The organism is Cellulomonas alba (assembly GCF_030362835.1).
Lineage (GTDB): Bacteria > Actinomycetota > Actinomycetes > Actinomycetales > Cellulomonadaceae > Cellulomonas > Cellulomonas alba.
On sequence record NZ_JAUCGQ010000001.1, the window covers coordinates 467,935 to 493,429 of the forward strand.

Below are 25,495 nucleotides of genomic sequence, written 5' to 3' on the forward strand. Positions count from 1 at the left end.
GCTCGAGGCACCCGGCAGGCTGGTCGGGTGCTCGTCGTCGTCTGCCCCGGTCAGGGTGCCCAGTCCCCCAGCATGCTCGCCCCCTGGCTCGAGCTGCCCTCCGTCGCCACCTCGCTGACCCGCGCGGCGCAGACCACGGGGCTCGACCTCGTGGCGCACGGCACGACGTCGGACGCCGACACCATCCGCGACACCGCCGTGGCGCAGCCGCTCCTCGTCGCGTCCGCGCTCGCGACGCTGCGTGCCGTCCTCGAGCTCGATGCCGACGCGGCGCTCGCGCCGGCCACCGCCCGGGTCGCCGGCGCGACCGCCGGCCACTCGGTCGGCGAGCTCGCGGCGGCCGCGATCGCCGGCGTGCTGACCGAGGACGAGGCGCTGCGTCTCGTCGCGCTGCGCGGCGCCGCGATGGCGCGCGCGGCGGCCGCGACGCCGACCGGCATGAGCGCCGTGCTCGGCGGCGACCCCGACGAGGTGGCGGCGGCCCTCGCGACGCACGACCTGGTGGGAGCCAACGTCAACGGCGGCGGCCAGGTGGTCGCCGCCGGCACCCTCGAGGACCTCGCGGCCTTCGCCGCGGAGCCCCCGGCCCGCGCCCGCGTCGTGCCGCTGCAGGTCGCGGGGGCGTTCCACACGCGGCACATGGCGCCCGCCGTCGACGAGCTGCGCGGCGCCGCGGAGGGCATCACGCCGGGCGAGCCGCTGACCCCGCTGCTGACGAACTCCGACGGCTCCGTCGTGGCGTCCGGCGCGCGCGGCCTCGAGCTGATCGTCGCGCAGGTCGCCAACCCCGTGCGGTGGGACCTGTGCCAGGAACGGCTCGTCGCGCTCGGCGTCACGGGCCTGCTCGAGCTGGCGCCCGGGGGCGTCCTGACCGGACTGGCGCGGCGTACGCTGCCCGGTGTCGAGACCGTGGCGCTGAAGTCGCCCGCCGACCTCGACGCCGCGCGCGACCTCGTGCGCCGCCACGCCGGCACCGGCACCCCGAGCCCCCAGGAGGACCTGTCGTGACCCGCCCCACCCTGACGCAGGCGACCGGACCGGCGCACACGCGGATCCTCGGTATCGGCGGCGTCCGCGGAGAGAACGTCGTGACGAACGACGACATCGCGGGCCCGATCGACTCGTCCGACGAGTGGATCCGCCAGCGCACGGGCATCGTGACGCGTCGCCGCGCCGGCGCCGACCGGGACGTCATCGACCTCGCGGTCGAGGCGGCGAACGCCGCGCTCGCGCACGCCGGCCTCAGCGGCGCGGACATCGACGCGGTGATCCTGTCGACCGTCACCTACTTCCACCAGACGCCCGCGGGCGCGGCGATCGTGGCCGACCGCATCGGCGCGACGCCCGCGGCGGCGTACGACATCTCGGCCGCGTGCGCCGGCTACTGCTACGGCATCGGCCAGGCCGACGCGCTCGTCCGTGCCGGCACCGCACGCCACGTGCTGGTCATCGGTGCCGAGAAGATGAGCGACTTCATCGACCCGACCGACCGGTCGATCTCGTTCCTGCTCGGCGACGGCGCGGGCGCGGTGATCGTCGGCCCGTCGGACACGCCGGGCATCGGCCCGACGGTCTGGGGCTCCGACGGCGCGGCGGCCGACAAGGTGCGCCAGACGCACTCGTGGCTGCAGTGGCGCGAGAACGCGGAGCTCGGCTGGCCGACCCTGCGCCAGGAGGGCCCCGCGGTCTACAAGTGGGCGGTCTGGCAGATGGCCCCGGTCGCGCAGAAGGCGCTGGACGCCGCGGGCGTGACGGCCGACGACATCGACGCGTTCGTCCCCCACCAGGCGAACATGCGCATCATCGACCAGATGGTGAAGACGCTCGGCCTGCCCGAGTCCGTCGTGATCGGCCGCGACATCGCCGACACCGGCAACACGTCCGCGGCCTCGATCCCGCTCGCCACCGAGCGCCTGCTCCGCGAGGGGCAGGTCGCCAGCGGTGCGCTCGCGCTGCAGATCGGCTTCGGCGCGGGCCTCGTCTACGCGGCGCAGGTCGTCGTCCTGCCGTAGCGACCTGGCCGACCCGGGCCCGAAGCATCACCCCTGTACCGTTCGACCGACCCGTTCATCACCCACCAAGGAGAACCCGATGGCGCACAGCGAGCAGGAGATCCTGGCCGGCCTGGCCGAGATCGTCAGCGAGGAGACCGGCCTCCCGACCGACTCCGTCCTGCCCGAGAAGTCCTTCACCGACGACCTCGACATCGACTCGCTGTCGATGATGACGATCGTGACGCTCGCCGAGGAGAAGTTCGACGTGCGGATCCCCGACGACGAGGTCAAGAACCTCACGACCGTCGGCGACGCCGTCTCCTTCATCGCGAGCGCGCAGTCCTGAGCCGACCGGCTCCGCTGGCCGCCCGGGCGCCGTCGCACGACACGCGCCCGGGCGGGCACCCGCACCCGACCGCCGACCTGGAGCACCGATGAGCCACCTGACCGACGTCGTCGTCACCGGACTGGGCGCGACCACGCCCCTCGGCGGCGACGTGCGCAGCACGTGGGACGCCGCCCTCGCGGGCGAGTCCGGTGCCCGCCTCTTCAACCCCGAGTGGGTCGAGAAGTTCGGCCTGCCCCTGACTTTCGCGGCGACCATCAAGGTCGCCCCGTCCGAGGTCCTCACGACTCCCGAGCTCAAGCGCATGGACGTCTCCGCGCAGTACGCGGTGATCGCGGCGCGCGAGGCCTGGGCCGACGCCGGCTCGCCCGAGGTCGACCACGACCGCCTCGGCGCCGTCGTGTCGTCGGGCATCGGCGGCATCCAGACGATCCTCGACGCGTGGGACACCATGACGACGAAGGGTGCCCGCCGCGTCCTGCCCATGACGGTGCCCATGCTCATGCCGAACTCCCCGACCGCGTACGTGTCGCTCGAGTTCAGCGCCCGCGCCGGCGCCCACGCGCTCGTCTCCGCCTGCGCATCCGGTGCCGAGGCGATCGGCTACGCGGCCGACATGATCCGCTCGGGCCGTGCCGACATCGTGATCGCGGGCGGCACCGAGGCTGCGATCCACCCGATGCCGATCGCCGCGTTCGCGGCCTCCCGCACGCTCTCGTTGCGGAACGACGACCCCGCGGGCGCGTCGCGTCCGTACGACGTCGACCGCGACGGCTTCGTGCTCGGCGAGGGAGCGGGCGTCGTGGTGCTCGAGAGCGCCGAGCACGCGGCCGCCCGCGGCGCTCGCGTCTACGCCAAGATCTCGGGCGTCGGCCTCTCCGCGGACGGGTACCACATCACGTCCCCCGAGCCGAGCGGGGACGGCCAGATCCGTGCGATGCGCGCTGCGCTGGCGGAGTCCGGCGTCGCGCCGCGCGACGTCGTGCACGTCAACGCGCACGCCACGTCGACCGTGGTCGGCGACCTCATCGAGGCGCGCTCGATCCGCGGCCTGCTCGGCGACGACGCGGACCACGTGGCGCTCTCGGCCACGAAGTCGATGACGGGCCACCTGCTCGGCGGAGCCGGCGCGCTCGAGACGATCTTCACCGTGCTCGCCGTGAACGAGCACCAGGCGCCGCCGACCATCAACGTCGACAACCCGGACCCCGAGCTCGTGCTCGACCTGGTCCGCGACAAGCCGCGTGCCCTGCCCGACGGCGACATCGCCGCGGTGAACAACTCGTTCGGCTTCGGCGGGCACAACGTCGCCCTCGTGGTGACGTCCGCCTGACGCCTTCCGCCTGACCTGACGCACGAGAAGGGCCGCCCCTCCGGGGGCGGCCCTTCTCGTGCCCGGCCCGGCGCGCGCTGCCGCGTCAGCGGACCGAGGCACCGCGATCGCGCAACGCGAGCGTGGGTTCGCGTCGTGCCGACGCGCGATCGCCGTGCCGACGACAGCGCGGGCCGACGCGCGGTCCCCGGGCCGATGGCGTCAGCCGACGCGGTGCAGCCACCGGACGGGGGCGCCCGCGCCCGCGTAGCGGAACGGCTCGAGCTCGTCGTCCCACGCCTGGCCGAGCGCGAGGTCGAGCTCGGCGCGCAGCCGGGCCGGGTCGTCGGCCTGCTCGAGCGCAGCGCGGATGCGGTCCTCCGGGACCACGACGTTGCCGTGGACGTCCGTCTGGGCGTGGAAGATCCCGAGCTCGGGCGTGTGGCTCCAGCGCGAGCCGTCGACGCCGTGGCTCGCCTCCTCGGTGACCTCGTAGCGCAGGTGAGCCCAGCCGCGGAGCGCCGACGCGAGCCGCGCACCGGTGCCGGGGACGCCCTGCCAGGAGTGCTCGGCGCGGAAGAAGGCCGGGCCGGCAGGCTGCTCGGTCCAGTCGAGGCTCACGCGCGTCCCCAGCGCGTTGCCCGCCGCCCACTCGACGTGGGGGCACAGCGCGCGGGGCGCAGAGTGCACGAAAAGTACACCGCGGGTGATCGCACCTGCCATGTCGTCCTCCTGAGCGGCTCGAGGTTCGTCTTCCCCAACGACCTCGTCGCGCCCCGGGAGCGTTGCATGGGCTCGCGGCGTGCTGGCACAAGTGTGCCTGACGTGCGCGGACGCCGCCAAGCGTCCGCGCCGATCGACATCGGATCGCGCGAGCCAGGCGGCGCCGGGCGGGACTAGAGCTGCTCGCGCACCGCGCGCATCGCCTTCTTGCGCACCGACCGCTCGAGGCGGTCGAGGTAGAGCATCCCGTCGAGGTGGTCGACCTCGTGCTGCAGGCACCGCGCCATGAGCTCGGTGCCCTCGACGACGACCTCCTTGCCGTCGAGGTCCGTGCCGACCACGCGGGCGTACCAGGCACGTGTCGTCGGGTACCAGAGGCCCGGGACCGAGAGGCAGCCCTCGTCGCCGTCCTGGTACTCGTCCTGCGAAAGCTCGACGATCACGGGGTTGAGCACGTAGCCGATCTCGTCGTCGATGTTCCACGAGAACGCGCGCAGGCTCACGCCGATCTGGTTCGCCGCGAGCCCCGCGCGGCCGTCGTGGTCGACCGTCTCGAGCAGGTCCTCGACGAGCGACCGCACGCGGTCGTCGACGGTGGTGATCGGGTCGCACGGGGTGCGCAGGACGGGGTCTCCGACGGTCCGGATCTCTCGCATCGCCATGGCTCGATCCTCCCATGCGCGCCACGGGGTCCGTGGCGATCCAGGGCGGGCGGGCGCGGTCGGCGAGGACGTGTGAGCGAACAGACGCCGGCACGCGCCTGCGCGCCGACGAGGCGGGTCTAGTATTTGTACTGACTGGTCAGTTTGGAGATGCTGTGACCCTCACGGAACGCCCCGCCCACTCGGACGTCGACCACACGCCGCAGCCTGCGGCCCCCACCGACGAGCCACTCGAACGCCCGGCGCCGGTCGTGGTCGCGCGCCGCCTCGCGCTGCACGGCGAGCGCGGCACCGTCTACGGGCCGGTCGACCTCGACGTGCCGGCCGGCACGCTGACCGTCCTGCACGGCCCGCAGGGCGCCGGCCGGACGAGCCTCCTGCTCACGCTCGCGGGCCGCATGGTGCCCGACCGCGGCTCGTCGCTGACGGTCCTCGGCCGGCCGCTCCCCCACGCGCGCCGCGAGGTCCAGCGTCGCGTCGCGGTCGCGGGGTTCAGCGGGATCGACGACCTCGACGACTCGGTGACCGTCGCCGCGCACGTCCGTGAGCGGATCGGTTGGCTCTCGCCCTGGTACCGCCGCGTGCCGCGTGCCGACCAGGCCACCGTGGACGGGGTGCTCGCGCCCGTCTTCGGGACGCGTGCGGTGCCCGCCGCCTCGACCGTCGTCTGGCACCTCGACGAGGTCGACGCGCTGCTGCTCCGGATCGCGCTCGCGATGGCGCAGCGCCCCCGCCTGCTCGTCGTCGACGACGTCGACCGCGTGCAGGACCCCGCACGGCGCGCGGTCGTGTGGCGCCACCTCTCCCACCTCGCCGAGACCGGCACGACCGTGGTCGCCGCGACCTCGTCGTTCGACACGGCCCGCGACGCGACGCCCGTCGTCCGGGTCGTCGCCGTCGCCCCCGCTTCCTGAAGGACCGCCATGCTCTCCCTGACCTCCGGCACCGAGCTCCGTCGCTTCCGCCGCGGCACGCTGCCCAAGCTCGCCGTCGTCGTGATGCTCGGCATCCCGCTCCTCTACGGCGCGCTGTACCTGTGGGCGTTCTGGAACCCCACGCAGCACCTCGACCGGCTGCCGGTCGCCCTCGTCGACCTCGACCGCGGCGCGACCGTCCAGGGCGAGCCGCTGCACGCGGGTCACGACGTCGTCGAGCGGCTCGTCGCGTCCGGCGACCTCGACTGGGCCGAGGTCCCGGCGGCGCGTGCGAGCGACGGCGTCCGCGCCGGCGACTACTACTTCGCGGTGACGGTCCCCGCGGACTTCTCGTCCGCGCTCGCGTCCGCCGGCGGGGACGCCCCGCGCTCGGCGCGGCTCGAGGTCACCTACGACGACGCCAACTCCTACCTCGCCACGACGCTGGGTCGCAGCGCCATGCAAGAGGTGCGCGACGCGGTCGCGGTGACGGCCGGCGAGCAGGCGGTGGACCGGGTCCTCGTGGGTCTCGGCAAGGCACGCGACGGCATGGCGGACGCGAGCGACGGCGCGGTGCGGCTCGCGGACGCGGCGGACACGCTCGGAGACGGCCTGCGCCAGGTCGCGTCCGGCGCCGCCGCGGCGCACGACGGCGCAGCGACGATCGCGGCCGGCGCGGCGAAGGCGGACGACGGCGCGGCCACGCTCGCGGCGAAGGCCGACGACCTCTCCACCGGGACCGCGCAGCTCGCGGACGGCGCGTCCGCCGTGGCCGGCGGTGCCGGCGACGTGCAGGCGGCCGCAGGCCGCCTCGCGGACGGGACCGCCCAGGTCGCCGCCGGCGTCCACGAGACCGTCGGAGAGGTCGACGCGCTGGCCGACGACTGGTCCGTCGCGCAGCAGGACCTGACCGCGGGCCTCGGGGACGTCGGTCGGTACCTGGCCGCGCGCGCCGCCACGGGCGACGCCCAAGCGACGGCGCTGCTCGGCGGCCTGCAGAAGGTGACGGCCGAGCTGCCCGACACGGCGGCGCTCGCCGGCGCCCGGGAACGACTCGGGGAGCTCGACGCGGGCGCCTCGGCCGCGTCGGACGGCGCGGCGGCGCTCGAGCGCGGGACGGGGAGGCTCGCGACGTCGACGCGGACCCTCGCGTCGGGCGCGTCGACCGCGTCGGACGGCGCGTCGCGCCTCGCGGACGGCGCCGGCGAGCTCGCCTCTGGTGTCCACGGGCTGCACACCGGCGCGCGGGCACTCGCGACGGGCACCGCGTCGCTCGCGACCGGCGCGGACCAGGCGGCGTCGGGCGCGGACCACCTCAGCGCGGGGGGCACGACGCTCGCCGACGCGCTGCACGACGGCGCGGCGCAGCTGCCGGACGACACCGCCGCGCAGCGCTCGGCGCGGGCAGCCGCCATCTCCGACCCCGTCACGCTCGACTCGACGTCGCTCGCGCGCGCCCACGGCCTCGGCGAGGGGTTCGCGCCGCTGTTCCTGCCGCTCGCGCTGTTCGTCGGGGGCATCATCACGTGGCTGCTGCTGCGGCCGCTGCCGAGCCGGGCGCTCGCCACCCCGGCGGCCGGCTGGCGCGCGGCGCTCGCCGGCTACCTGCCCGCGGCGGCGATCGGCGTCGGGCAGGTCGCGCTGCTGCTCGGGGTCGTCGTGCTCGCGCTCGGCCTGCACGTCGCGAACCCCGTGGGCACGGTGGCGTTCCTCGTGCTGGTCGCCGCGACGTTCCTGGCGGTGCAGCAGATGCTCATCGCCGTGCTCGGCTCGGCGGCGGGCAAGGTCGCGACGATCGCACTGCTGATGCTGCAGCTCACCTCCGCGAGCGGCACCTACCCGGTCGAGACGACGCCGGCCTTCTTCCGTGCGCTGCACCCGTACCTGCCCATGACGTACGCGGTCCAGGGGCTGCGCGACCTGATCACCGGCACCGCCGACGCGCGGCTCTGGACGGGCGCCGCCGTGCTCGTCGTCATGCTCGTGGCCTCGCTCGCGGTCACGTCGTGGAAGGCTGCGCGGATGCGGACGTGGACCATCGGCCGCCTCCACCCGTCGCTGTCGATCTGAGGACGACCATGGCCAGCAGCACGCGCCAGCACATCGTCGACGCGGCCCTCGCTCTCGTCGCGGACCGCGGCGTCGCGGCGACCTCCGTCGACGACATCGCCGCCGCCGCGGGCGTCGCCAAGGGCAGCGTGTTCTACAACTTCGGCAGCAAGGAGGCGCTGTTCGAGGCGATCATCGCCGAGGGCGTCGGACGGCTCACCGCCGCGCTGCGCGCAGCCGCCGCGGGCCTCGAGGGGCGCGCCGCGATCGAGGCGCTGGTCGGCGAGCTGCTCGCGCAGGTGCAGGCGCACCCCGACTTCGCACGGCTCGCGGTCGCCGAGGCGTTCCGGACGGGCCGCACGTGGCAGGACTCGATCCGGCAGCTGCGCGAGGACGCGATGGGCACGTTCGCCGCCGTCGTGGCGAGCGCGTGGCCGGAGCGCGACGCGAGCCTGACCGCGGCCGGTCTGTTCGGCGCGACACTCGTCGCGGGGCTCGACTGGCTCGTGTTCCAGCCGGAGCGCTCGCTCGCCGACGTGCGGGAGGCGGTGCTGGCCACGGTGCGCTGAGCGGGCCGGCGGTCGCGGCCGGGTGCGTGCGCGGCGCGCCGGAGCTGTCGGACATGACGCGAGGCCCGGTTCGCATCGCTGCGGACCGGGCCTCGTGGAGTCGTCAGGCGGAGGTCACTCGCCCGTGCGCTGCTGCGGGATGCCCGTGAGCAGAGCGCGGACCTCGGACTCGTGGAACCGGCGGTGACCACCGAGGGTCCGCACGGCCGAGAGCTTGCCGGCCTGCGCCCAGCGCGTGACCGTCTTCGGGTCGACGCGGAAGAGGACGGCGACCTCGCCGGGGGTGAGCAGAGCGCCCTGCGAGAGCGGGGCCTGGGGGGCGTCGAGCGCCATGATCCTTCTCCTGTCGTTCGGTAGCTCGGCTGACCCTGTGGGCCCCGTGGCTTTGCGTCCCCACCTTGCGGCGGGTTTGCCGTTTTCGCTGACTCCTGAACTATGTCGGAACCTGGACATCTGTGCAAGAACCTCGCGTCGCACGTTTCGGGTGCAAACGGGTGATTTTCAACCGGACGGAACGGGACGAGACTCCCTGACCTGCGGCGTTACCTGGACGCGCGTCCAACACTTTGACGACGGGTCGTCTCGACCTGTGACACAGATCACTTGCCCCGAGCGCGCGTGATGCCGCCGGACGGGTGACGGCGCAGGTCCGCCCGCGTTCGCGCGCCGGGCGGGTCGGCTCTCCCCCATCCCGGGGTAGTGCTACCTCGACCACGGGTTGGGGGGTCAGGCCCAGTGCGCCCCGCCCGCCCGGCACGGGAGCGTCCTGGTGTACGGCCCGGTCAGCGGGCCGACCGACCACGGAGGACCTCATGACCGACCGGCCGGGCACCATACGGACCACGCGCGCCGAGCGGCGCCCCGCGACCGTGCGCGTCGCACGCTGGAGCGCGGAGCACCCGTGGCGCGCGATCACCCTCTGGATCGTCCTCGTCGCCGCCAGCCTCGCCGCGGGTCAGCTCGCCGGCATGCGCTCGCTGGCCGACGTGGACCAGGGTGTCGGCGGCTCGGGGCACGCCGCGCACGCGCTGCACGACGCGGGCCTCGAGGACGCGAGCACCGAGGACGTGCTCGTCACGGCGCGCGAGGGCCAGAGACTGGACGTCACCGCCGCCCGCGCCGCGGCGAAGGACGTCACCGAGCGGCTCGCGGCGCTGTCGGGCATCACGAAGATCGACAGGGCGGTCGTCGCTCCCGACGGCTCGGCCGTGCTGGTGCAGGCGACGCTCGCGGGCGACCCCGCCACGGCGAGCGACCGCGTGCAGCCGCTGCTCGACGCGACGGCAGCCACGCAGCGCGCGTTCCCCCAGCTGCGCGTCGAACAGGTCGGCGGCGCCTCGCTGGACGACGCCATCAACGCGCAGGTCGGGTCCGACCTCTCGGCCGCTGCGACGATCAGCCTGCCCGTGACGCTCGCGATCCTGCTCGTCGCGTTCGGCGCGCTCCTCGCGGCCGGCGTCCCCGTGCTGCTCGCCCTCTCGTCGGTCGCGGCGGCGACTGGCCTCAGCCAGCTCGCGTCGCACCTGATCCCCGACTCCGGGACGACGTCGAGCATGATCCTGCTCATCGGCATGGCCGTCGGCGTCGACTACTCCCTGTTCTACGTCCGACGAGCGCGCGAGGAGCGCGCGGCGGGCCGGGACACGCTGTCGGCCGTCGAGATCGCGGCCGAGACGTCCGGCCACTCGGTGCTCGTGTCCGGGGTCGCCGTGATCGTGTCGATGCTCGGGCTGTTCGTCGCGGACCAGCCGGTGTTCTCGTCCCTCGCTGCCGGCGCGATCTTCGTCGTCGCGGTGGCCGTCATCGGGTCCCTGACGGTGCTGCCCGCGTTCCTCGTGCTGCTCGGCCCCCGCATCGACCGCCCGCGCGTGCCGATCGTCTGGCGGCTCTCGGCGCGTGCCGACGGGCGCGAGTCCCGCCTCTGGTCGGCCGTGCTGCGCGGCGTGCTCGCCCGCCCCGGCCGCACGCTCGTCGTCACCGTCGTCGCACTGCTCGCGCTCGCCGCGCCGGCTCTCGCGCTGAAGCTCCAGACCGGCTCCGCCGAGACGCTGCCCCGGTCGATCGCCGAGGTGCGCACGCTGGACCGCCTCGCTGCAGCGTTCCCCGGCGAGCAGACGCAGCACGTCGTGGTCGTCGAGGCGCCCGCGTCGCGCGCGTCCGACGTCGAGACCTCGCTCGCCGCGCTCGAGCGGCACGTCGCGACGGACCCGCTGTTCGCGCAGGGGGCGACGGGCGCAGCCGAGGTGCGGGCCTCGTCGGACCGCACGGTGCACGCGCTCGCGCTCGCCGCGCCGTTCGACCCCGACTCGCCCTCGGCGCGCCAGGGTCTCGACGAGCTGCGCGACCAGCTGCTGCCCACGTACCTCGACCCGGTCGGCGGTGCGACGTGGTCCGTCGGCGGCGACACCGCGACGAACCTCGACGAGTCGCGCCACCTCGCCGACCACCTGCCGTGGGTCGTCGCGTTCGTCGTGCTCGTGACGATGGTGCTGATGGCGAGCATCTTCCGGTCGGTCTGGCTCGCGGTCGTCACGGCGGTGGCGAACCTGCTGTCCGCCGGGGCCGCGTTCGGCGTGCTGGTGCTCGTCTTCCAGCACACGTGGGCCGAGGGGCTGCTCGACTTCCGCTCGACCGGCGCGATCATCTCGTGGATCCCGCTGTTCACGTTCGCGGTGCTGTTCGGGCTGTCGATGGACTACCACGTGTTCGTCGTCAGCCGGATCCGCGAGGCGGCCGCGGCCGGCCTCTCGACCCGCGACGCGGTCCGGGCCGGCGTCCTGCGGTCGGCGGGCACGGTGACGAGTGCCGCGCTGATCATGGTGTCGGTGTTCGCGATCTTCGCGGCGCTGCACATGACCGAGATGAAGCAGCTCGGCGTCGGTCTCGCGGCCGCCGTGCTGGTCGACGCCCTCGTGGTCCGGACCGTGCTGCTGCCGGCGGCGATCGCGCTGCTCGGCGAGCGGGTCTGGTGGCCCGGCTCGCTGTCGCGCCGCGCGGCGCCGGCGACCGACGAGGTTCTCGAGCTCGCGGGGGTGCGCGGGTGACCGCGCCGACGGGTGGGGCAGGTGGGGCTTGAACCCACGACCCACGGATTATGAGTCCGCTGCTCTGACCGGCTGAGCTACTGCCCCGGGGCGCGGTCAGCGTACCCGCGGGACCCCGCGCACCGAGGCCAGGCGCCGTCGACGACACCGGTCGGCGGCGCCTGGCCTGGGGCGTCCGGAGCCGCGGGTACCGTGAGCGGGTGCCCGTGACCTCCCGCCACCTGGCCGCCACCGACCGGGCGCGGCTCGACCTGAGCGACGACCGGGTGCTCGCCGCCGTCCGGCTCGCCGACGGGCGGCGAGCCGTCGTCAGCCGCCGCGCGTTCTTCGTCCTGACCGACGACGCGGTGCGCCGTGACGCGTGGTGCGACGTCGACCGCGGCTCGCTCGACCCGGAGTCGCGTGCGCTCACGGTGCGCTGGGTGTCGGGCGAGGGCGACGTTCTCGTGCTCGGCGACGAGCGCTCGTCGGTCGCGTTCACGCAGATGTTCCGCGAGCGCGTGCAGGCGTCCGTGGTGCACGCCGTGTCCGTCGAGCTCGGCGGTGGGCGGGCTCCCCTGCGGGTCGCGCTGCGGCGCGACGAGGACGGTGCCCTGTTCACGCAGGTGGTCGGCGACGCGGGCGTGGACCTGTCGGACCCGGCGACGCTCGCCCGCGTCGAGGCTGCTGAGGGCGAGGTGCGCGAGGCGGCCGGGCTGCGACGCTAGGCCGTCAAAGGCACCCCTGGGCGGCTGCTAGAGTTTCTCCCCGTTGCGATCCCCCGTAGCTCAATTGGCAGAGCATTCGACTGTTAATCGAAGGGTTACTGGTTCGAGTCCAGTCGGGGGAGCAGAAGAGGGCCCCTCACCTGCGGAAACGCCCGGTGAGGGGCCCTTCACCATCTCCGCTTCATGGTAGCGGTCGACGTTTGACCGACGACTATGCAAGGCGAACGCCCCTGTCGACGCGCCTCGTCGGCAAGCCGCTGGCTCGAGCCTCGGGCCCGAGCTGCTCGACCACCTCGCGACGATCTGGTGCCACCGCGCCGGGGCGACGTCGCGCCGCGCCGGCAGCGCGCAGCTCCGGCTCGGGACACCCGGCGGTGTCGCCCACCTGGTGCCAAGCGCCCCCGCCTTCGGTCTGGCCGGCACCGCGCCGGCCGCCACTCGGACGGGCGAACTTCAGGCGGTTTGTCGGACTTCGACCGGCTGCCGTCGCTACGCTCCCGCCGTGCGGCGCGCTCCGCTCCGCCAACGTGACGTTGGGGTGCGTGATGGTCTCTGCCCGTGCTGTTCGCGTGATGTTGCGGCGCGTCGCTGTGGTTCTCGCGGCGGTCTTGACGCTGGTGCTCGTCGTCGGGGCACCGGCTGACGCGGCATCTACGAAGACGCTCACAGCCAGGCCAGTGCCGACCGTGACCGGCACGGTGCAGGTCGGCAAGACGCTGACCGCGCACGCCGGCAAGTGGAAGCCCGCGCCGGTCAAGCTCACGTACCAGTGGAAGCGGTCCGGCGTCGCCATCTCGGGGGCGACGAAGAGCACCTACAAGCTCGCGCCGGCCGATGCGGGCAAGAAGATCACGGTGAAGGTCACCGGCAAGAAGGCGGGGTACAAAAGCGCCGCGAGGACCAGCAAAGCCACCGCTGCGGTCAAGCTCGCGACGTTCGCCTCGGCGTCGAAGCCCACGGTCTCCGGCACCGCGACCGTGCACGGGACGCTGACCGCCAACCCCGGGACGTGGAACCCGACCGTCACCCCGAAGTACCAGTGGCTGCGCAACGGCGTCGCAGTCGCCGGCGCGACCGCCAAGACGTACGCGTTGACCTTCGCCGATGAGTTCGCGGCACTGGCTGTGCGCGTCACGGGCGCTCGAGCCGGATACGCCACCAAGGCAGTCACGTCCGCCTCGGTCACCGTCACCGCGCCCGACCAGCTGCTCAACGGTGAGGTGCTCGGCGCGGACAAGTGGCTGCGGTCCGCGAACGGTGCGTACGGCCTCGTGATGCAAGCCGACGGGAACCTCGTCCTGTCGGGGCCGACCGGGGTGGTCTGGGTCGCAGCGGCTTCCGCCGGTGGCGATCACGTGGTCATGCAGTCCGACGGCAACCTGGTGATCTACTCCGCCGCCGGTACCGCCCGGTGGGGGTCAGGAACCGACGGGTACGGCGCAGGGGTGAGCTTGCTCGTCCAGGACGACGGCAACCTGGTGCTCTACAGCGGCGCGACACCGATCTGGACGAGGGCCGTCGTGCGGTGGATCACCGTCGGAGCGAACGCGAAATCCGGCAGCACGCCCGGCACGCAGAGCCAGTCGGGGCCGACGCTGAACAGCACGTTGTTCAAGGTGTACCCGCCCAACACCCGTGTGCCCATCGTGTGCGGCACCACGAGCGGGCAAGGCGTCAAGGGCGCGTACTCCTCGGCATACGACTACACGTGGCACCGGCTCCTCGGCGGGGACTGGGTGCCAGACGCGGACTTCCTCACCGGCACGAACGGTCTCGTGCCTGGCGAGCCGGACTGCACCCCCGCGGGCGGCGGGGCTGGCGCGTCGAAGCTCGACGCGTACGTCGCCGCGCACCCGGCGGGTACTCAGGTCGGCACCGGGCAGTGCGTGGCGCTGATCAAGGACTACCTCGGCTCGGTGTGGGGAACGCCTCCCGGCGCCATCGGGAACGCCGTGGACTACCAGGCCGGCCGCACCGGTGGGAACTTCTTCGCGAGCCACGGGTGGGTGTGGCACACCGACCAGAGCTTCCAGAACGGGGATGTCCTGGTGTGGTCGCAGACGAAGCTGCGCGACGGCAGCATCAACACCGCCGGGCACGTCGCCATCTGGTACAACGGCAAGCGTTACGACCAGAACGGCGCAGGCGGCGCGCTCAAGATCGGGTTCGGGAGCTTCTTCAACGGGAACGGCAACGTCTACGTGGGGTACTGGCGACACAGCTGAGCGCCGGCCCGACGGGAGTCGTCCCAGCTCACGTCCGGCCCGAGCCCAGCCGGCTCAGAGCATGGCACCGGCCGGCCCCGCGCGCCGCGCACGATGTCAGTGTCACCGAGCTCGCCTCGGCGGGAACGTCTCGGCTGGTGTGCGCAGCCGTGGTGATGTGAGGGTGCGACGGTGCGATCGTTCGAGGAGCTCGTGGCGGAGGCCGCGACGGCCGACGTCAGCGGGTGGGGTTTCGGCTGGCTCGAGGGACGCGCCTCGGAGGAGCGGCCGCCGTGGGGCTACGCGCGGCTGCTCGGCGCACGGCTCGCGCAGGTCGCCTCCGCGCTCGACATCGACACCGGCGGCGGAGAGGTCGTGGCCGAGGCGCCGCTGCTGCCGGCCCGGATGGTGGTCACCGAGGGGTGGCAGCCCAACGCGCGGCGCGCCCGCGCGCTCCTCGGTCCGCGCGGCGTGGAGGTTGCGGACACCCTGGCGGGTGCCCGGCTGCCCTTCCCCGACGCGTCGTTCGAGCTCGTCACCTCACGGCACCCGGTCGCACCGGACTGGCCCGAGATCCGTCGCGTGCTCCGACCGGGCGGCACCTACCTCGCGCAGCACGTCGGGCCGAGATCGGCGTTCGAGCTGATCGAGAGGTTCGTCGGCCCGCTCGACGGCCCGGCCGCGCGCGAGCCGGGCGACGAGGCGGCTGCCGCCGAGCGCGCCGGTCTGGTGGTCACCGACCTTCGCCGGGCGCGGCTGCGCATGGAGCTGCACGACGTGGGGGCCGTCGTCTGGCTGCTGCGCAAGTGCGTGTGGTGGGTGCCCGACTTCTCCGTCGACCGGTACGACGGCACCTTGCGCCAGCTGGACGCGCAGCTGCGCAGGGGTGAGCCGCTGGTCGCGCACTCGACGCGCCACCTGATCGAGGCACGAGCGCGCGGTTGACGACGAGGTCCCGACCACACCCGTCGTCGGGCCGTGGTCGGGACCTCGCGTCATCCTTCGTCAGCGAGGACCGTCACCGACCGTGGTGATGGTGGTGGTGCTTCTCCGGCGCGGCCTTCAGCAGGCCGAGCAGACCGTGCTGCTCGCCGTTCGGACCTGCGCTGAACCACACGGAGTCGGCGCCGCCGGCGACGGCGTCACCCACCGTGAGGCCCCACAGACCGTCGATCGCGAGCGGCTTGCCGTTCGTCCCCCGCAGGGTCCCCTCGAGGTGACCGGTGCGCGCGTCGAAGGCGTGGATGCGCCCGTCGCCGAAGTTGCCGATCAGGAGGTCCCCGGCGAACCGGCCGAACGCCGCGGGGGCGATCGTCAGGCCCCACGGCGAGTTGAGCACGCCGCGTGTCGCGAACCGGTGCAGGAACGCGCCCTGCTCGGAGAACACGTCGACGAACCCGTGGCCCGGACCGGCGACGTCGTCCTCGCGGTCGGCGTCCTGCTTCGCGTACGTGACGACGACGCGGCCGTCGATCTCGGCGACGTTGAACGGCGCGTACCCGGCGGGCAGGAACGGGTCGTGGAACATGCCGGGCGTCGGGACGGGCATGAACGACCCGTCGAAGGCGTCGATCCGGTTGTCGTGGAAGTTCGCCGCGAGCAGCATCGGGCCGGACGCGGGGTGCACGAGCGCGAGCCCCTTGTAGACCGCGCCGTCTGTGTGACCCACCGCGACAGCGGACGGTCCGCCGTTCCACGCGCTCAGGTCGCCGTCCTCGCCGATGAAGATGAACCGCGCCGCCTGGCCCGTGCCGGGGACCATGAACGCGGTCGTGTCGTTGAAGACCTGGCCCGTGGGCGCGCCGCCGGGGATCGCGACGCTCAGCACCTTGGTGACGGGGGCACCTGCCGTGTCGGTGCGGTACAGCGTCGTGACGTCCGCACCGTTGTCCGAGACCCAGACCGGCGTGTTCGGTCCGCGCGACATGCCCCACGCGTTGACGAGCTCGGGGTCGGCCAGCGCCGCGACGCCCGGCTGGTCCGAGACGAGGTTGACCTGCTGGAACGTGTGCGGCCGAGGCTTGTCCGCCGCAGCCGCGGGACCCGCGACCGCCACGCCCAGCGCCATCGCGAGAGCGGCGGACGCTCCGATGTAGGTCGATCTGGCAACCATGACATGCGCCTCCTCGAGGTCGGGGGCCGCAGACGCGTACCCCTCGGTGGCACACGAGGCCGTGGCCGCCGCGGTTCACCCCCTGCGGGCGAGACCTGCGGCCATGACCTCGCCGCGGAGGCGCGGCTCTGCCACGATCGCCCGATGGCAGCCGGCGCGTGGACCGATCGGTGGGTACGGCTGCGCGGGCACCGTGTGCTCGTCCGGACCAGCGCGGCCGTCGACGGCGCGACGCCGATCGTCCACGTCCACGGCTTCGCGATCTCGGGGCGCTCGCTGATGCCGACCGCGGAGCGACTGGTGGGCACCGCGCAGAACCTCGTGCCCGACCTGCCGGGCTACGGCCGCAGCGAGGACTGGGAGCAGACGCTCGGCATCCCGGCGCTCGCCGGCGCGCTCGAGGAGCTGCTCGACGTGCTCGGGCACGAGAAGGTCGTGCTGCTCGGCAACTCGATGGGCTGCGCCGTCGCGCTCGAGCTCGCGCACAGCTCGCCGGACCGCGTCGAGCGGCTCGTGCTCGTCTCGCCCGCCGGCGGCGTGCACAACCAGCCGTTCGCGCGGGCCATCACGCAGCTCGCCCGTGACGGCCTGCGCGAGAGCCCGCGCATGGCGCGCAGCGCGGTGCCCGACTACCTGCGGTTCGGGCCGCTCAACGCGCTCTCGCTGTTCAGCGAGCTGACGCGCTTCCCTGCCCTCGAGCGGTTCCTCGGGGTCGAGGTGCCCGCGCTGGCCGTGATCGGCTCGCGCGACCCGCTCATGCCCGAGCCGCGCCGGGTCGCCGAGCTGGCGCGGCTGGCCGACGGGCAGATGTCGTTCGTGCTCGTCGAGGGCGCCGCGCACGCGATGAACTTCAGCCACCCCGGCGAGCTCGCGCACGTGGTGCGGTCCTGGCTCGCGGGCGTCCCGATCGTCGACGACCCGGACGAGCCCGGGCTGACGCGCGTGCTCCACCTCGCCCGACGCTGACCCGTCACCCGCTGGCCGGCAGGCCGAGCGCGTCCGCGAGGACGGCGTCCAGCCGGGGGTCCATGAGCGGCCGGAAGTGCCCGGGCGTCTCCAGCTCGACGTCGACCGCCCCCGGCAGCCGGCTGCCGCCCGGCACGTGCGGGTCCCATCGGCTCTGCACGTTGACGATCCGCTCGTTGACTCCCAGCTCCGCACCGAGCTCGCGAATGGTGGGGTGGGCGGGCCGGAACGCCCGCAGCGCGGGGCTGAGCGTCCACCGCGCGAGCGTCGAGCCGTCGAACGGCGTGTTCACCGCGACCATCCTCGCGATCCGGCCGTCGGGGTCGTACCGCAGCATCGCGAGCTTCCCGATGAGCCCGCCCTTGCTGTGCGCCACGAGCACGACGTCGTGCAGGTCCCGCGAGACGAGGTACGCACCGAGCAACGCCGCGGAGACCGGGATCGGGCGGGCGTTGCGACCGAGCGCCGGGACGACGTGGACGCGCACACCACGCGCGTGCAGCCTCTCGGCGACCGGCCGCAGGAACAGCCAGCGCTCGTACACGCCTGGGACGAGCACCACCACGGGACCGACCGGGTGCTCCGGGCGCTCCCACCCGCCGGGCGCGCCGCGGCGGAGCAGCGCGCCCGTCTGCCAGCGCACGGCCACGTCGTAGTCGCGGAGCCGCCACGCGAGTCGCGCGGCGTGCGAGTCGTCCGGCACGCGCACATCCTCGCGCAGGGCGCCCGCGACCGCGGTTCGGGCGCCCTACGATCGCGCCATGCCGCCCACCACCCACCCCGCCGTCGAGCTCGTCACGGCCGCGCTGCAGGAGCACGGCGTCGAGCCGCGCGTGCGTTGGCTCGACGACGCGGTGACGACCGCCCAGCTCGCAGCCGACGCTCTCGGCGTCGAGGTCGGGCAGATCGCGAACTCCCTGGTGTTCCTGCTCGACGACGAGGCGGTGCTGGTGCTCACGTCCGGCGCGCACCGCGTCGACACCGACTGGCTCGGCGCCCGCCTCGGCGGCACGCTCGGGCGCGCACCGAAGGAGCGCGTCAAGGACGCGACGGGGCAGGTGATCGGCGGCGTCGCGCCCGTCGGGCACCCGGCGCCCGTGCGGACGTTCGTCGACGTCGCGCTCGCGCAGTACGACGAGGTCTGGGCGGCGGCGGGTGTCGCCCGCACGGTGTTCCCGACCACGTTCGACGAGCTGGTGCGGATCACGCGCGGGACGCCCACGGCCGTCGAACCGGCCTGACGCCGCTCCGAGGGGTTTCCACCCTGCGGTCCAGGTGTCCGACTTGTCCGGTCTTGACCTTTGTCGCGGACGGGCGTGGGATGTGGGCCACCTGTGAGGAGCTGCCATGCGCGCGCTGCCCGGTGTCGCGAGAGCCCGCTGGTCCTCCCGCTCGTGGGTGCACCGCCGCACCGCGGGCGCGGGAGCCGCGGTCGCCGCCCTGGCTGTCGCGTGCGCGCTGCTCGCTCCCCCGCCCGAGGCGCGGGCCGACGACCCCCGGCCGGCCTTCACGGTCGTCGCGCTGCCCGACACGCAGTCGTACACGAAGTCCGCGACGAACTACTGGATCATGGGCGCGCAGACGCAGTGGGTCGTCGACCATCGGGCCGACCTCAACACGCAGTTCGTCGTGCAGCTCGGCGACCTCGTCGAGTGGGAGGACCGCGACTATGACTGGGGCAACGCGTCGCAGTACATGGCGACGCTCGACGCCGCCGGCGTCCCGAGCTCGGTGGTGCCCGGCAACCACGACATGGAGCTGACGGGCGGCGGCCTGAGCCACTTCGCGCAGCGCTTCCCGCCGTCGCGCTACCAGTCGCTCACGTGGACGCCGTCGACCGCGACGTACGGCGGCTACCTCGGCCAGAACCAGTTCGGTCCGGACCCGGTCGACCGCGGTGACGGCGACAGCTACTCGCTGTTCTCGGCCGCCGGCATGGACTTCCTCGTGCTGAACCTCGAGTACAACCCGCCCGACTACGCGATCGACTGGGCGAAGCGGGTGCTCGCCGCGTACCCGGACCGCCGCACGATCCTCGTCACGCACAGCTACCTGGACCTCACCGGGTCGCTGTCGACGCAGGTGCTGCGCCAGGACGGGATCGGCAACTCGGGCCAGGCGCTCTGGAACAAGCTCGTCTCGACGAGCTGCCAGATCTTCCTCGTGCTCAACGGCCACTTCTACTCCGGCGACCAGGGCGAGGCGCGCCGCACCGACACGAACACGTGCGGCCGGCCCGTGCTCTCGGCGCTGTCCGACTACCAGGCCCGCGCGAACGGCGGCGACGGCTGGCTCCGCTACTACACGTTCCAGCCCGACCAGAACGCGATCGAGGCGTACACCTACTCGCCGACGCTCGGCCAGTTCGAGACCGACGCGGACAGCCGGTTCACCCTGGCGTACGACATGGGAGGCACGGGCTCGCCGCCCCCGCCCACGACCGTCGCGTCGGATGACTTCGAACGCTCCGTCACCTCCGGGTGGGGCTCGGCGCAGACCGGCGGCCCGTGGTCGCTCGCGGGGACGTCGACCAGGTACAGCGTGGCGGGCGGCGTCGGCCGGCAGGCGGTGCCACCGGGCTCGACGCTGACGTCGACGCTCGCGACCGTCTCGTCCACCTCGACCGACCTGAGCGCGACGCTCGCGCTGGACCGCGTGCCGGACCAGACCTCGTTCGTGACGGTCTCGGCGCGGCTGCTCGCGACGAACGACTACGGCGCGCGGCTGCGGATCAGCCCGAACGGGACGATCCAGCTCGCGCCCGAACGGTCGGGCACCGTGATCGGCGGCGGTGCGGTCGCCGGGGTCACGCTCGCCGCCGGCACGCGGCTGCACGTCCGCGTGCAGGTCGACGGCACGTCGCCCACCACGATCCGCACCAAGGCGTGGCTCGACGGCACGACCGAGCCGTCGGCGTGGCAGTACACCGCGACGGACTCGACGGCCGCGCTGCAGGCCCCGGGCGGGATCCGGCTGTCCACCTACCTGAGCAGCTCCGCGACCGGCGGCGCGCTCACCGCGTCCTGGGACGACGTCTCGGCCGTGCCGGTCGGTGGCGCGCCGCCACCGCCGCCGCCGAACCAGCCGCCCGTCGCCGCGTTCACGCCGACGGCGAGCGGTCTCGCGCTCGCCGTCGACGGCACCGCGTCGCACGACCCGGACGGGACCGTCGCGAGCTGGTCCTGGACGTTCGGCGACGGGGGCACCGCCACCGGCTCGACCGCCAGCCACACGTACGCCGCGACGGGTACGTACCCGGTGACGCTCACGGTCACCGACGACGACGGCGCGACCGGGACGGCGACGCAGCAGGTGTCGGTGACCGCGCCGCCGCCCACCTCCACCGTCGCGTCGGACGCCTTCGCGCGCACGGTCGCGAACGGGTGGGGCAGCGCGGACGTCGGCGGTGCCTGGACGCTCACCGGCACCGCGTCGAGGTACTCCGTCTCCGGTGGTGCCGGCCGTGTCGTGGTCCCGACCGGATCGACCATGACTGCCGCGCTGGGCTCGGTCTCGTCCACCGCGGTCGACGTCGGCGCGACGGTCGCCGTCGACCGGCAGCCCGACGTCACCGCGTACCTCGCGCTGTCGGGCCGCGTCGTCGGGTCCAACGACTACGCGGTGCGGCTCAAGCTCGCGGCGGGCGGCACGGTCCAGGCGAGCATCACGCGCTCGGGGACCGCACTCACGGCCGTCAACCTGCCCGGCACGCTGGCGCCGGGAACCGCGTACCACCTGCGGCTCCAGGTGCAGGGCACCGGGACGACGACCTTGCGCGCCAAGGCGTGGAAGGACGGCACCGCCGAGCCGACGACGTGGACCACCACGACGACGGACACGACCGCCGCGCTCCAGACGGCGGGGTCGCTCAAGGTGCTCGGCTACCTCAGCTCGGGCTCGGCCAACGGTCCGCTGACCATGGCGTGGGGCGCGCTGACGGCGACCGCGCTGAACTGACGGCAGGGGGCCGGGTCAGGCGCTCTCGCGCAGGGTGCGCCGCGCCGACTCGAGCGCGATCAGCTCGGCGAACGCCGCCTGGTACGCGGCCGGGTCCGCCGCGGCGTCCATCCGCTGGAGCCGTCCGCGCAGGTCCGCGATGCGCCGCGTGTAGCCGACCTCGACGAGGCGCAGCACGACGTCGCGGACGTAGGCCGGCAGCACCTCCGGCCGGTCCTCGGGCAGGGGCGCGACGGCGAGCTCGGTGACCAGCGACCGGACGGGCGCCGCTGCCTGCTCGAGCACCTGGCCGACCCACGCGGTGGCGCTGTCGGTCGCGCGCGCGGCGACCAGGCCACCCGCCGCCCGCACCGCCTCGTGGACCGCGCGGTACGCCGGCGCGGCGAACGCGTCGGCGGCCAGGTCGTCGAACTCGGCCGGCACGAGCGCCGGCTGCTGGAGCACGACCTCGAGGGTCGTGCGCTCGACCTGCGCCACCGGGTCGCGCCGGTCGGGGACGACGAGCCGCGCGGGCGCGTCCTGCGCCGGCACCTCGCGGCCCGCGTCGGCACCCGGGCGGCCGGGCCGTCCGCGGTCGCCGCCGGGGCGGCCGTTCGGGCCGCGGTCGCCGCCGGGGCGGCCGCTCGCGCCGCGGTCGTCGTGGCCGCCGGTCCGCGGCCGCGCCGCGCTCACCGCGCGGCGGACCGTGTCCAGGTCCTCGATGCCGAGCCAGCCCGCGAGCAGGCGGCTGTACTCGGGCCGCAGCGCGGTGTCGCGGATGCCGGCGACGACGGGGGCCGCCGCGCGCAGCGCACCGACGCGGCCCTCGGCCGTCCCCAGGTCGAACCCGGCGAGCGTCGTGCGGATGACGAACTCGAACAGCGGCTGACGCCCGGCGACGAGCGCGCGCACCGCGTCCGGACCCTTGGCCTGGCGCAGCTCGCACGGGTCCATGCCGGTCGGCTCGACCGCGACGAACGTCTGCGCCGAGAAGGACTGGTCCTCGCCGAACGCGCGCATCGCGGCCTTCTGCCCGGCGGCGTCGCCGTCGAAGGTGAAGATGACCTCGCCGCCGACCGACGTCCCGGACGCGAGCTGCACTCCCCCGGCCCCGCCGGCGTCGCCGACGAGCCGGCGCACGATCCGCGCGTGGTCCGAGCCGAAGGCGGTGCCGCACGTCGCGACGGCCGTCCCGACGCCCGACAGGTGCATCGCCATGACGTCGGTGTAGCCCTCGACGACGACGACGCGGCGCTCCTTCTGCATGTCGCGCTTCGCGAGGTCGAGGCCGTACAGCACCTGCGACTTCCGGTAGATCGGCGTCTCCGGGGTGTTCAGGTACTTCGGGCCGTTGTCCTCGTCGAACAGACGGCGCGCACCGAAGCCGATGGTCTCGCCCGTGACCTCGCGGATCGGCCACACGAGGCGGCCGCGGAACCGGTCGTACACGCCGCGCTGCCCCTGGCTGACGAGGCCCGACGCGAGCAGCTCGGGCTCGGTGAAGCCGCGCCCGCGCAGGTGGCTCAGCAGCCCGTCCCACCCCTGGGGCGCGAACCCGACGCCGAACTGCTCGGCCGCGGCACGGTCGAACCCGCGCTCGGCGAGGAAGCGCCTGCCCGCGGTGGCCCCGGGCGCGGCCAGCTGCTCGCGGTAGAACGCCTCGGCGACGGCGTGCGCCTCGACGAGCCGACGCCGCCGGCCCGGCTCGTCGCCCGTGCGCGTCGTGCCGCCGCCCTCCTCGTAGCGCAGCTGCAGGCCCACGCGACCCGCGAGGTACTCGACCGCCTCGACGAACCCGAGGCCGTCGGTCTTCATCACGAACTCGATGACGTCGCCACCCTCGCCGCAGCCGAAGCAGTGGTACCGGCCGACCTGGGGGCGCACGTGGAACGACGGCGAGCGCTCGTCGTGGAACGGGCACAGGCCCTTGAGCGAGCCGATGCCCGCGGTCCGGAGCTGCACCCGCGCGCCGACGATCTCCTCGATGCGCGCGCGCTCGCGGACGGCCTCCACGTCGTCCTGCCGGATGCGCCCCGCCACGGCCGCGAGTCTAGGTGGTCCGCGGCGCGGTCACGGCTGCCCCGGGGGTGACGCGCGCTGCGACGTCTGGCATGCTGATGAATCGAACACCTGTTCGCACGACGGCCCGTGAACTCGACGAGGAGCGCCCATGAGCACGCTGCATCCCAACCTGGCGGTCGACGACCCGAAGGCCGCCATCGACTTCTACCGACGGGCGTTCGGCGCCGAGCTCGTCTACGCGGTCGAGGCCTTCGGCACGGTGGTCCACTCGGACCTGCGGCTCGGGGACTCGACGTTCACCGTCGCGGCGGCGATGCCGTCGTTCGGCTCGGTCGCACCGACCGCGGACGGGCCCGCGCACGTGTCGTTCACCATCGACGTCGAGGACACGGATGCCGCGTTCGCGCGCGCGGTCGAGGCCGGCGCCACGGCGGTCGACGAGCCGTCCGACGCGTTCCACGGCGGGCGCACCGCGCAGCTGCGCGACCCGTTCGGGCACCGATGGTTCCTCAACCACCAGGTCGAGGAGGTGTCTCCCGAGGAGATGCAGCGGCGGACCGACGAGTGGGTCGCGTCGCAGGGCGGTGCCTGACGCGGGCGCGAGCGGCGGGGTGCTGCTCTGCGCTCAGCGGCGCGGCGGCGGTACCAGGCGCGCGTGGAGCTCGGCGGCGGAGACGTCGGTCAGCGACGCGACCTGGTCGATGACGACGCGCAGTCGCGCCGCGTCGTCCGCGGCGGAGCGCCAGTCGGCCGCGAAGGGCGGCTCCAGCGCGAGCGGTGCACGGTCCGCGAGGACGCGGACGAGGTCCGCGAGGACCTCGCGCTGCCGGTGGTAGAGCGGCTCGAGCTCGCGGGGCGCCATCACGTACGCCACGGCGAGGCCCTTGAGCACGAGGATCTCGGCCTGCGTCTCGATCGGCACCACGAGGTCGGCGGCGTACCGCGTCAGCGGCCCGGGGCCGTGGCCGGCGCGCGTCGCCTTCTGCGAGGCCTTGGCGAAGCGGCCGATCAGCTGGCTGGTCGCGTCCTTGAGCATCGCGAGCGCGGCGCGCGACCCGTCGAAGCCGGGCCGCCAGAGCCGCGCGGCGACGAGCCGGTCCATCGCGTCGTGCAACCCGTTCGCGTCGACGGCGTCGCCGTACCAGGTCTCGACGGCCTCGACGATCCGCTCGCGCTCGACCTGGCTCCGCAGCACGTCGAGATCCAGGCGGCCGCCGACCACCGCGTCCTCGACGTCGTGCACCGAGTAGGAGATGTCGTCGGCCAGGTCCATCACCTGCGCCTCGAGGCACTTCCGGCCCTCGGGTGCGTCGGCGCGCAGCCACGCGAACACCGGCAGGTCGTCCTCGTAGACGCCGAACTTGTGCGTCGGGCGGCCCGTCTTGGTGAGCGGGCCGCGGCCGTAGCGCCACGGGTACTTGACCGACGCGTCGAGGCTCGCTCGCGTGAGGTTGAGGCCGACCGCCGTGCCGTCGGGCGCGACGATCTTGGGCTCGAGCCGCGTCAGCAGCCGCAGCGTCTGCGCGTTGCCCTCGAACCCGCCGATCCCGCGCGCGAGCTCGGCCAGCGCCCGCTCGCCGTTGTGGCCGAACGGCGGATGACCGAGGTCGTGCGCGAGGCACGCCGTGTCGACGACGTCGGGGTCGCACCCGAGCGCCTTGCCGATCTCCCGTCCGACCTGCGCGACCTCGAGCGTGTGGGTGAGCCGCGTGCGCACGAAGTCGTCCGAGGACGGACCGAGCACCTGCGTCTTCGCGCCGAGCCGGCGCAGCGCCGACGAGTGGACGAGACGTGCGCGATCGCGCTCGAACGGCGTGCGCTCGCGCGACTTCGACCCTTCCGGCACCCACCGGGCGCGGTCGGCGTCGACGTACCCGTCCACCGACAGGTTCTCGTCGAGCGCGGTCACGCGGCCCAGCCTAACGAGCGCGACT

General features: G+C 74.1%; 22 protein-coding genes, 2 tRNA genes and 1 riboswitch. Of the genes, 16 read left to right on the plus strand and 8 right to left on the minus strand.

Going from position 1 to position 25,495, the window contains the following annotated elements:
- Positions 1-27: 27 nt before the first annotated feature.
- From QRT04_RS02115 to QRT04_RS02130, 4 genes are all read left to right on the plus strand, one after another.
- The gene (locus QRT04_RS02115) at positions 28-1,008 is read left to right on the plus strand and encodes an ACP S-malonyltransferase (protein ID WP_289453235.1); all 981 of its coding nucleotides are present in this window, start codon (positions 28-30) and stop codon (positions 1,006-1,008) included.
- The gene (locus tag QRT04_RS02120) at positions 1,005-2,012 is read left to right on the plus strand and encodes a beta-ketoacyl-ACP synthase III (protein WP_289453236.1); all 1,008 of its coding nucleotides are present in this window, start codon (positions 1,005-1,007) and stop codon (positions 2,010-2,012) included. Before QRT04_RS02115 ends, QRT04_RS02120 begins: the two co-directional genes overlap by 4 nt.
- Positions 2,013-2,091: 79 nt before the next feature.
- Positions 2,092-2,340, plus strand: coding sequence for an acyl carrier protein (locus QRT04_RS02125; protein ID WP_289453237.1), 249 nt, complete (start codon positions 2,092-2,094; stop codon positions 2,338-2,340).
- Positions 2,341-2,428: 88 nt separating this feature from the next.
- Positions 2,429-3,673: a beta-ketoacyl-[acyl-carrier-protein] synthase family protein gene (locus QRT04_RS02130; protein ID WP_289453238.1), complete on the plus strand. Its 1,245-nt coding sequence runs from the start codon at positions 2,429-2,431 to the stop codon at positions 3,671-3,673.
- A 201-nt stretch (positions 3,674-3,874) separates the two neighbouring features.
- Here the strand turns inward: QRT04_RS02130 and QRT04_RS02135 are convergent, their stop codons facing one another.
- Complete coding sequence (locus QRT04_RS02135) at positions 3,875-4,375, minus strand: DUF3145 domain-containing protein (RefSeq protein WP_289453239.1); 501 nt, start codon at positions 4,373-4,375, stop codon at positions 3,875-3,877.
- A 173-nt stretch (positions 4,376-4,548) separates the two neighbouring features.
- Positions 4,549-5,037, minus strand: coding sequence for a peptide deformylase (def, locus tag QRT04_RS02140; RefSeq protein ID WP_289453240.1), 489 nt, complete (start codon positions 5,035-5,037; stop codon positions 4,549-4,551).
- Positions 5,038-5,192: 155 nt separating this feature from the next.
- On the opposite strand from def, the gene QRT04_RS02145 reads away from it, so the two are divergent.
- From QRT04_RS02145 to QRT04_RS02155, 3 genes are read left to right on the plus strand one after another with little or no spacing between them, the layout of a single operon-like run.
- Positions 5,193-5,951, plus strand: a complete 759-nt coding sequence (locus QRT04_RS02145; RefSeq protein ID WP_289453241.1) for an ATP-binding cassette domain-containing protein — start codon at positions 5,193-5,195, stop codon at positions 5,949-5,951.
- A 9-nt stretch (positions 5,952-5,960) separates the two neighbouring features.
- Positions 5,961-8,021: a YhgE/Pip domain-containing protein gene (locus tag QRT04_RS02150; RefSeq protein ID WP_289453242.1), complete on the plus strand. Its 2,061-nt coding sequence runs from the start codon at positions 5,961-5,963 to the stop codon at positions 8,019-8,021.
- Positions 8,022-8,029: 8 nt separating this feature from the next.
- Entirely contained in the window at positions 8,030-8,569 is a 540-nt protein-coding gene (locus QRT04_RS02155; RefSeq protein ID WP_289453243.1) for a TetR/AcrR family transcriptional regulator, read from the plus strand.
- 114 nt (positions 8,570-8,683) lie between these two features.
- Here QRT04_RS02155 and QRT04_RS02160 read toward each other — a convergent pair whose 3' ends face one another.
- Positions 8,684-8,902 (minus strand): BldC family transcriptional regulator, encoded by a 219-nt coding sequence (locus QRT04_RS02160; protein ID WP_289453244.1) that lies wholly within the window; start codon positions 8,900-8,902, stop codon positions 8,684-8,686.
- A 16-nt stretch (positions 8,903-8,918) separates the two neighbouring features.
- A riboswitch (cyclic di-GMP riboswitch) is annotated at positions 8,919-8,993 on the minus strand.
- Between the two features lie 388 nt (positions 8,994-9,381).
- Between QRT04_RS02160 and QRT04_RS02165 the strand changes: the two genes are divergently transcribed.
- A complete protein-coding gene (locus tag QRT04_RS02165; protein WP_289453245.1) occupies positions 9,382-11,613 on the plus strand; it encodes an MMPL family transporter in 2,232 nt (743 codons plus the stop codon).
- A 13-nt stretch (positions 11,614-11,626) separates the two neighbouring features.
- Here QRT04_RS02165 and QRT04_RS02170 read toward each other — a convergent pair.
- Positions 11,627-11,700: transfer RNA gene (locus tag QRT04_RS02170), tRNA-Ile, on the minus strand.
- A gap of 113 nt (positions 11,701-11,813) precedes the next feature.
- On the opposite strand from QRT04_RS02170, the gene QRT04_RS02175 reads away from it, so the two are divergent.
- The 4 genes from QRT04_RS02175 to QRT04_RS02190 all read left to right on the plus strand — a co-directional run bounded on the left by QRT04_RS02175 (position 11,814) and on the right by QRT04_RS02190 (position 15,469).
- Positions 11,814-12,320 carry a hypothetical protein gene (locus tag QRT04_RS02175; RefSeq protein WP_289453246.1) on the plus strand — a complete coding sequence of 169 codons (507 nt, stop codon included), beginning with the start codon at positions 11,814-11,816 and terminating at the stop codon, positions 12,318-12,320.
- Between the two features lie 49 nt (positions 12,321-12,369).
- Positions 12,370-12,442, plus strand: a tRNA-Asn gene (locus QRT04_RS02180).
- Positions 12,443-12,997: 555 nt separating this feature from the next.
- A complete protein-coding gene (locus QRT04_RS02185) occupies positions 12,998-14,545 on the plus strand; it encodes a hypothetical protein (protein WP_289453247.1) in 1,548 nt (515 codons plus the stop codon).
- Positions 14,546-14,716: 171 nt separating this feature from the next.
- On the plus strand, positions 14,717-15,469 hold the full coding sequence (locus QRT04_RS02190) for a class I SAM-dependent methyltransferase (protein ID WP_289453248.1): 753 nt from the start codon (positions 14,717-14,719) through the stop codon (positions 15,467-15,469).
- A gap of 73 nt (positions 15,470-15,542) precedes the next feature.
- Here QRT04_RS02190 and QRT04_RS02195 read toward each other — a convergent pair whose 3' ends face one another.
- Positions 15,543-16,637, minus strand: a complete 1,095-nt coding sequence (locus tag QRT04_RS02195) for a TIGR03118 family protein (protein WP_289453249.1) — start codon at positions 16,635-16,637, stop codon at positions 15,543-15,545.
- 144 nt (positions 16,638-16,781) lie between these two features.
- Here QRT04_RS02195 and QRT04_RS02200 point away from each other — a divergent pair, with 144 nt between their 5' ends.
- Positions 16,782-17,603: an alpha/beta fold hydrolase gene (locus QRT04_RS02200; RefSeq protein ID WP_289453250.1), complete on the plus strand. Its 822-nt coding sequence runs from the start codon at positions 16,782-16,784 to the stop codon at positions 17,601-17,603.
- Between the two features lie 4 nt (positions 17,604-17,607).
- Here the strand turns inward: QRT04_RS02200 and QRT04_RS02205 are convergent, their stop codons facing one another.
- Positions 17,608-18,306 carry an esterase/lipase family protein gene (locus QRT04_RS02205; protein WP_289453251.1) on the minus strand — a complete coding sequence of 233 codons (699 nt, stop codon included), beginning with the start codon at positions 18,304-18,306 and terminating at the stop codon, positions 17,608-17,610.
- A 58-nt stretch (positions 18,307-18,364) separates the two neighbouring features.
- Here QRT04_RS02205 and QRT04_RS02210 point away from each other — a divergent pair, with 58 nt between their 5' ends.
- Both QRT04_RS02210 and QRT04_RS02215 read left to right on the plus strand, forming a co-directional pair.
- Entirely contained in the window at positions 18,365-18,844 is a 480-nt protein-coding gene (locus tag QRT04_RS02210; protein WP_289453252.1) for a YbaK/EbsC family protein, read from the plus strand.
- Positions 18,845-18,950: 106 nt separating this feature from the next.
- On the plus strand, positions 18,951-21,560 hold the full coding sequence (locus tag QRT04_RS02215; RefSeq protein WP_289453253.1) for a PKD domain-containing protein: 2,610 nt from the start codon (positions 18,951-18,953) through the stop codon (positions 21,558-21,560).
- Positions 21,561-21,575: 15 nt separating this feature from the next.
- Here the strand turns inward: QRT04_RS02215 and dnaG are convergent, their stop codons facing one another.
- Positions 21,576-23,579, minus strand: a complete 2,004-nt coding sequence (dnaG, locus tag QRT04_RS02220; RefSeq protein WP_289453254.1) for a DNA primase — start codon at positions 23,577-23,579, stop codon at positions 21,576-21,578.
- Positions 23,580-23,709: 130 nt separating this feature from the next.
- Here dnaG and QRT04_RS02225 point away from each other — a divergent pair, with 130 nt between their 5' ends.
- Positions 23,710-24,153, plus strand: a complete 444-nt coding sequence (locus tag QRT04_RS02225) for a VOC family protein (RefSeq protein ID WP_289453255.1) — start codon at positions 23,710-23,712, stop codon at positions 24,151-24,153.
- A gap of 33 nt (positions 24,154-24,186) precedes the next feature.
- On the opposite strand, the gene QRT04_RS02230 is transcribed toward QRT04_RS02225, so the two are convergent.
- A complete protein-coding gene (locus QRT04_RS02230) occupies positions 24,187-25,470 on the minus strand; it encodes a deoxyguanosinetriphosphate triphosphohydrolase (RefSeq protein ID WP_289453256.1) in 1,284 nt (427 codons plus the stop codon).
- Between the last annotated feature and the right edge of the window lie 25 nt (positions 25,471-25,495).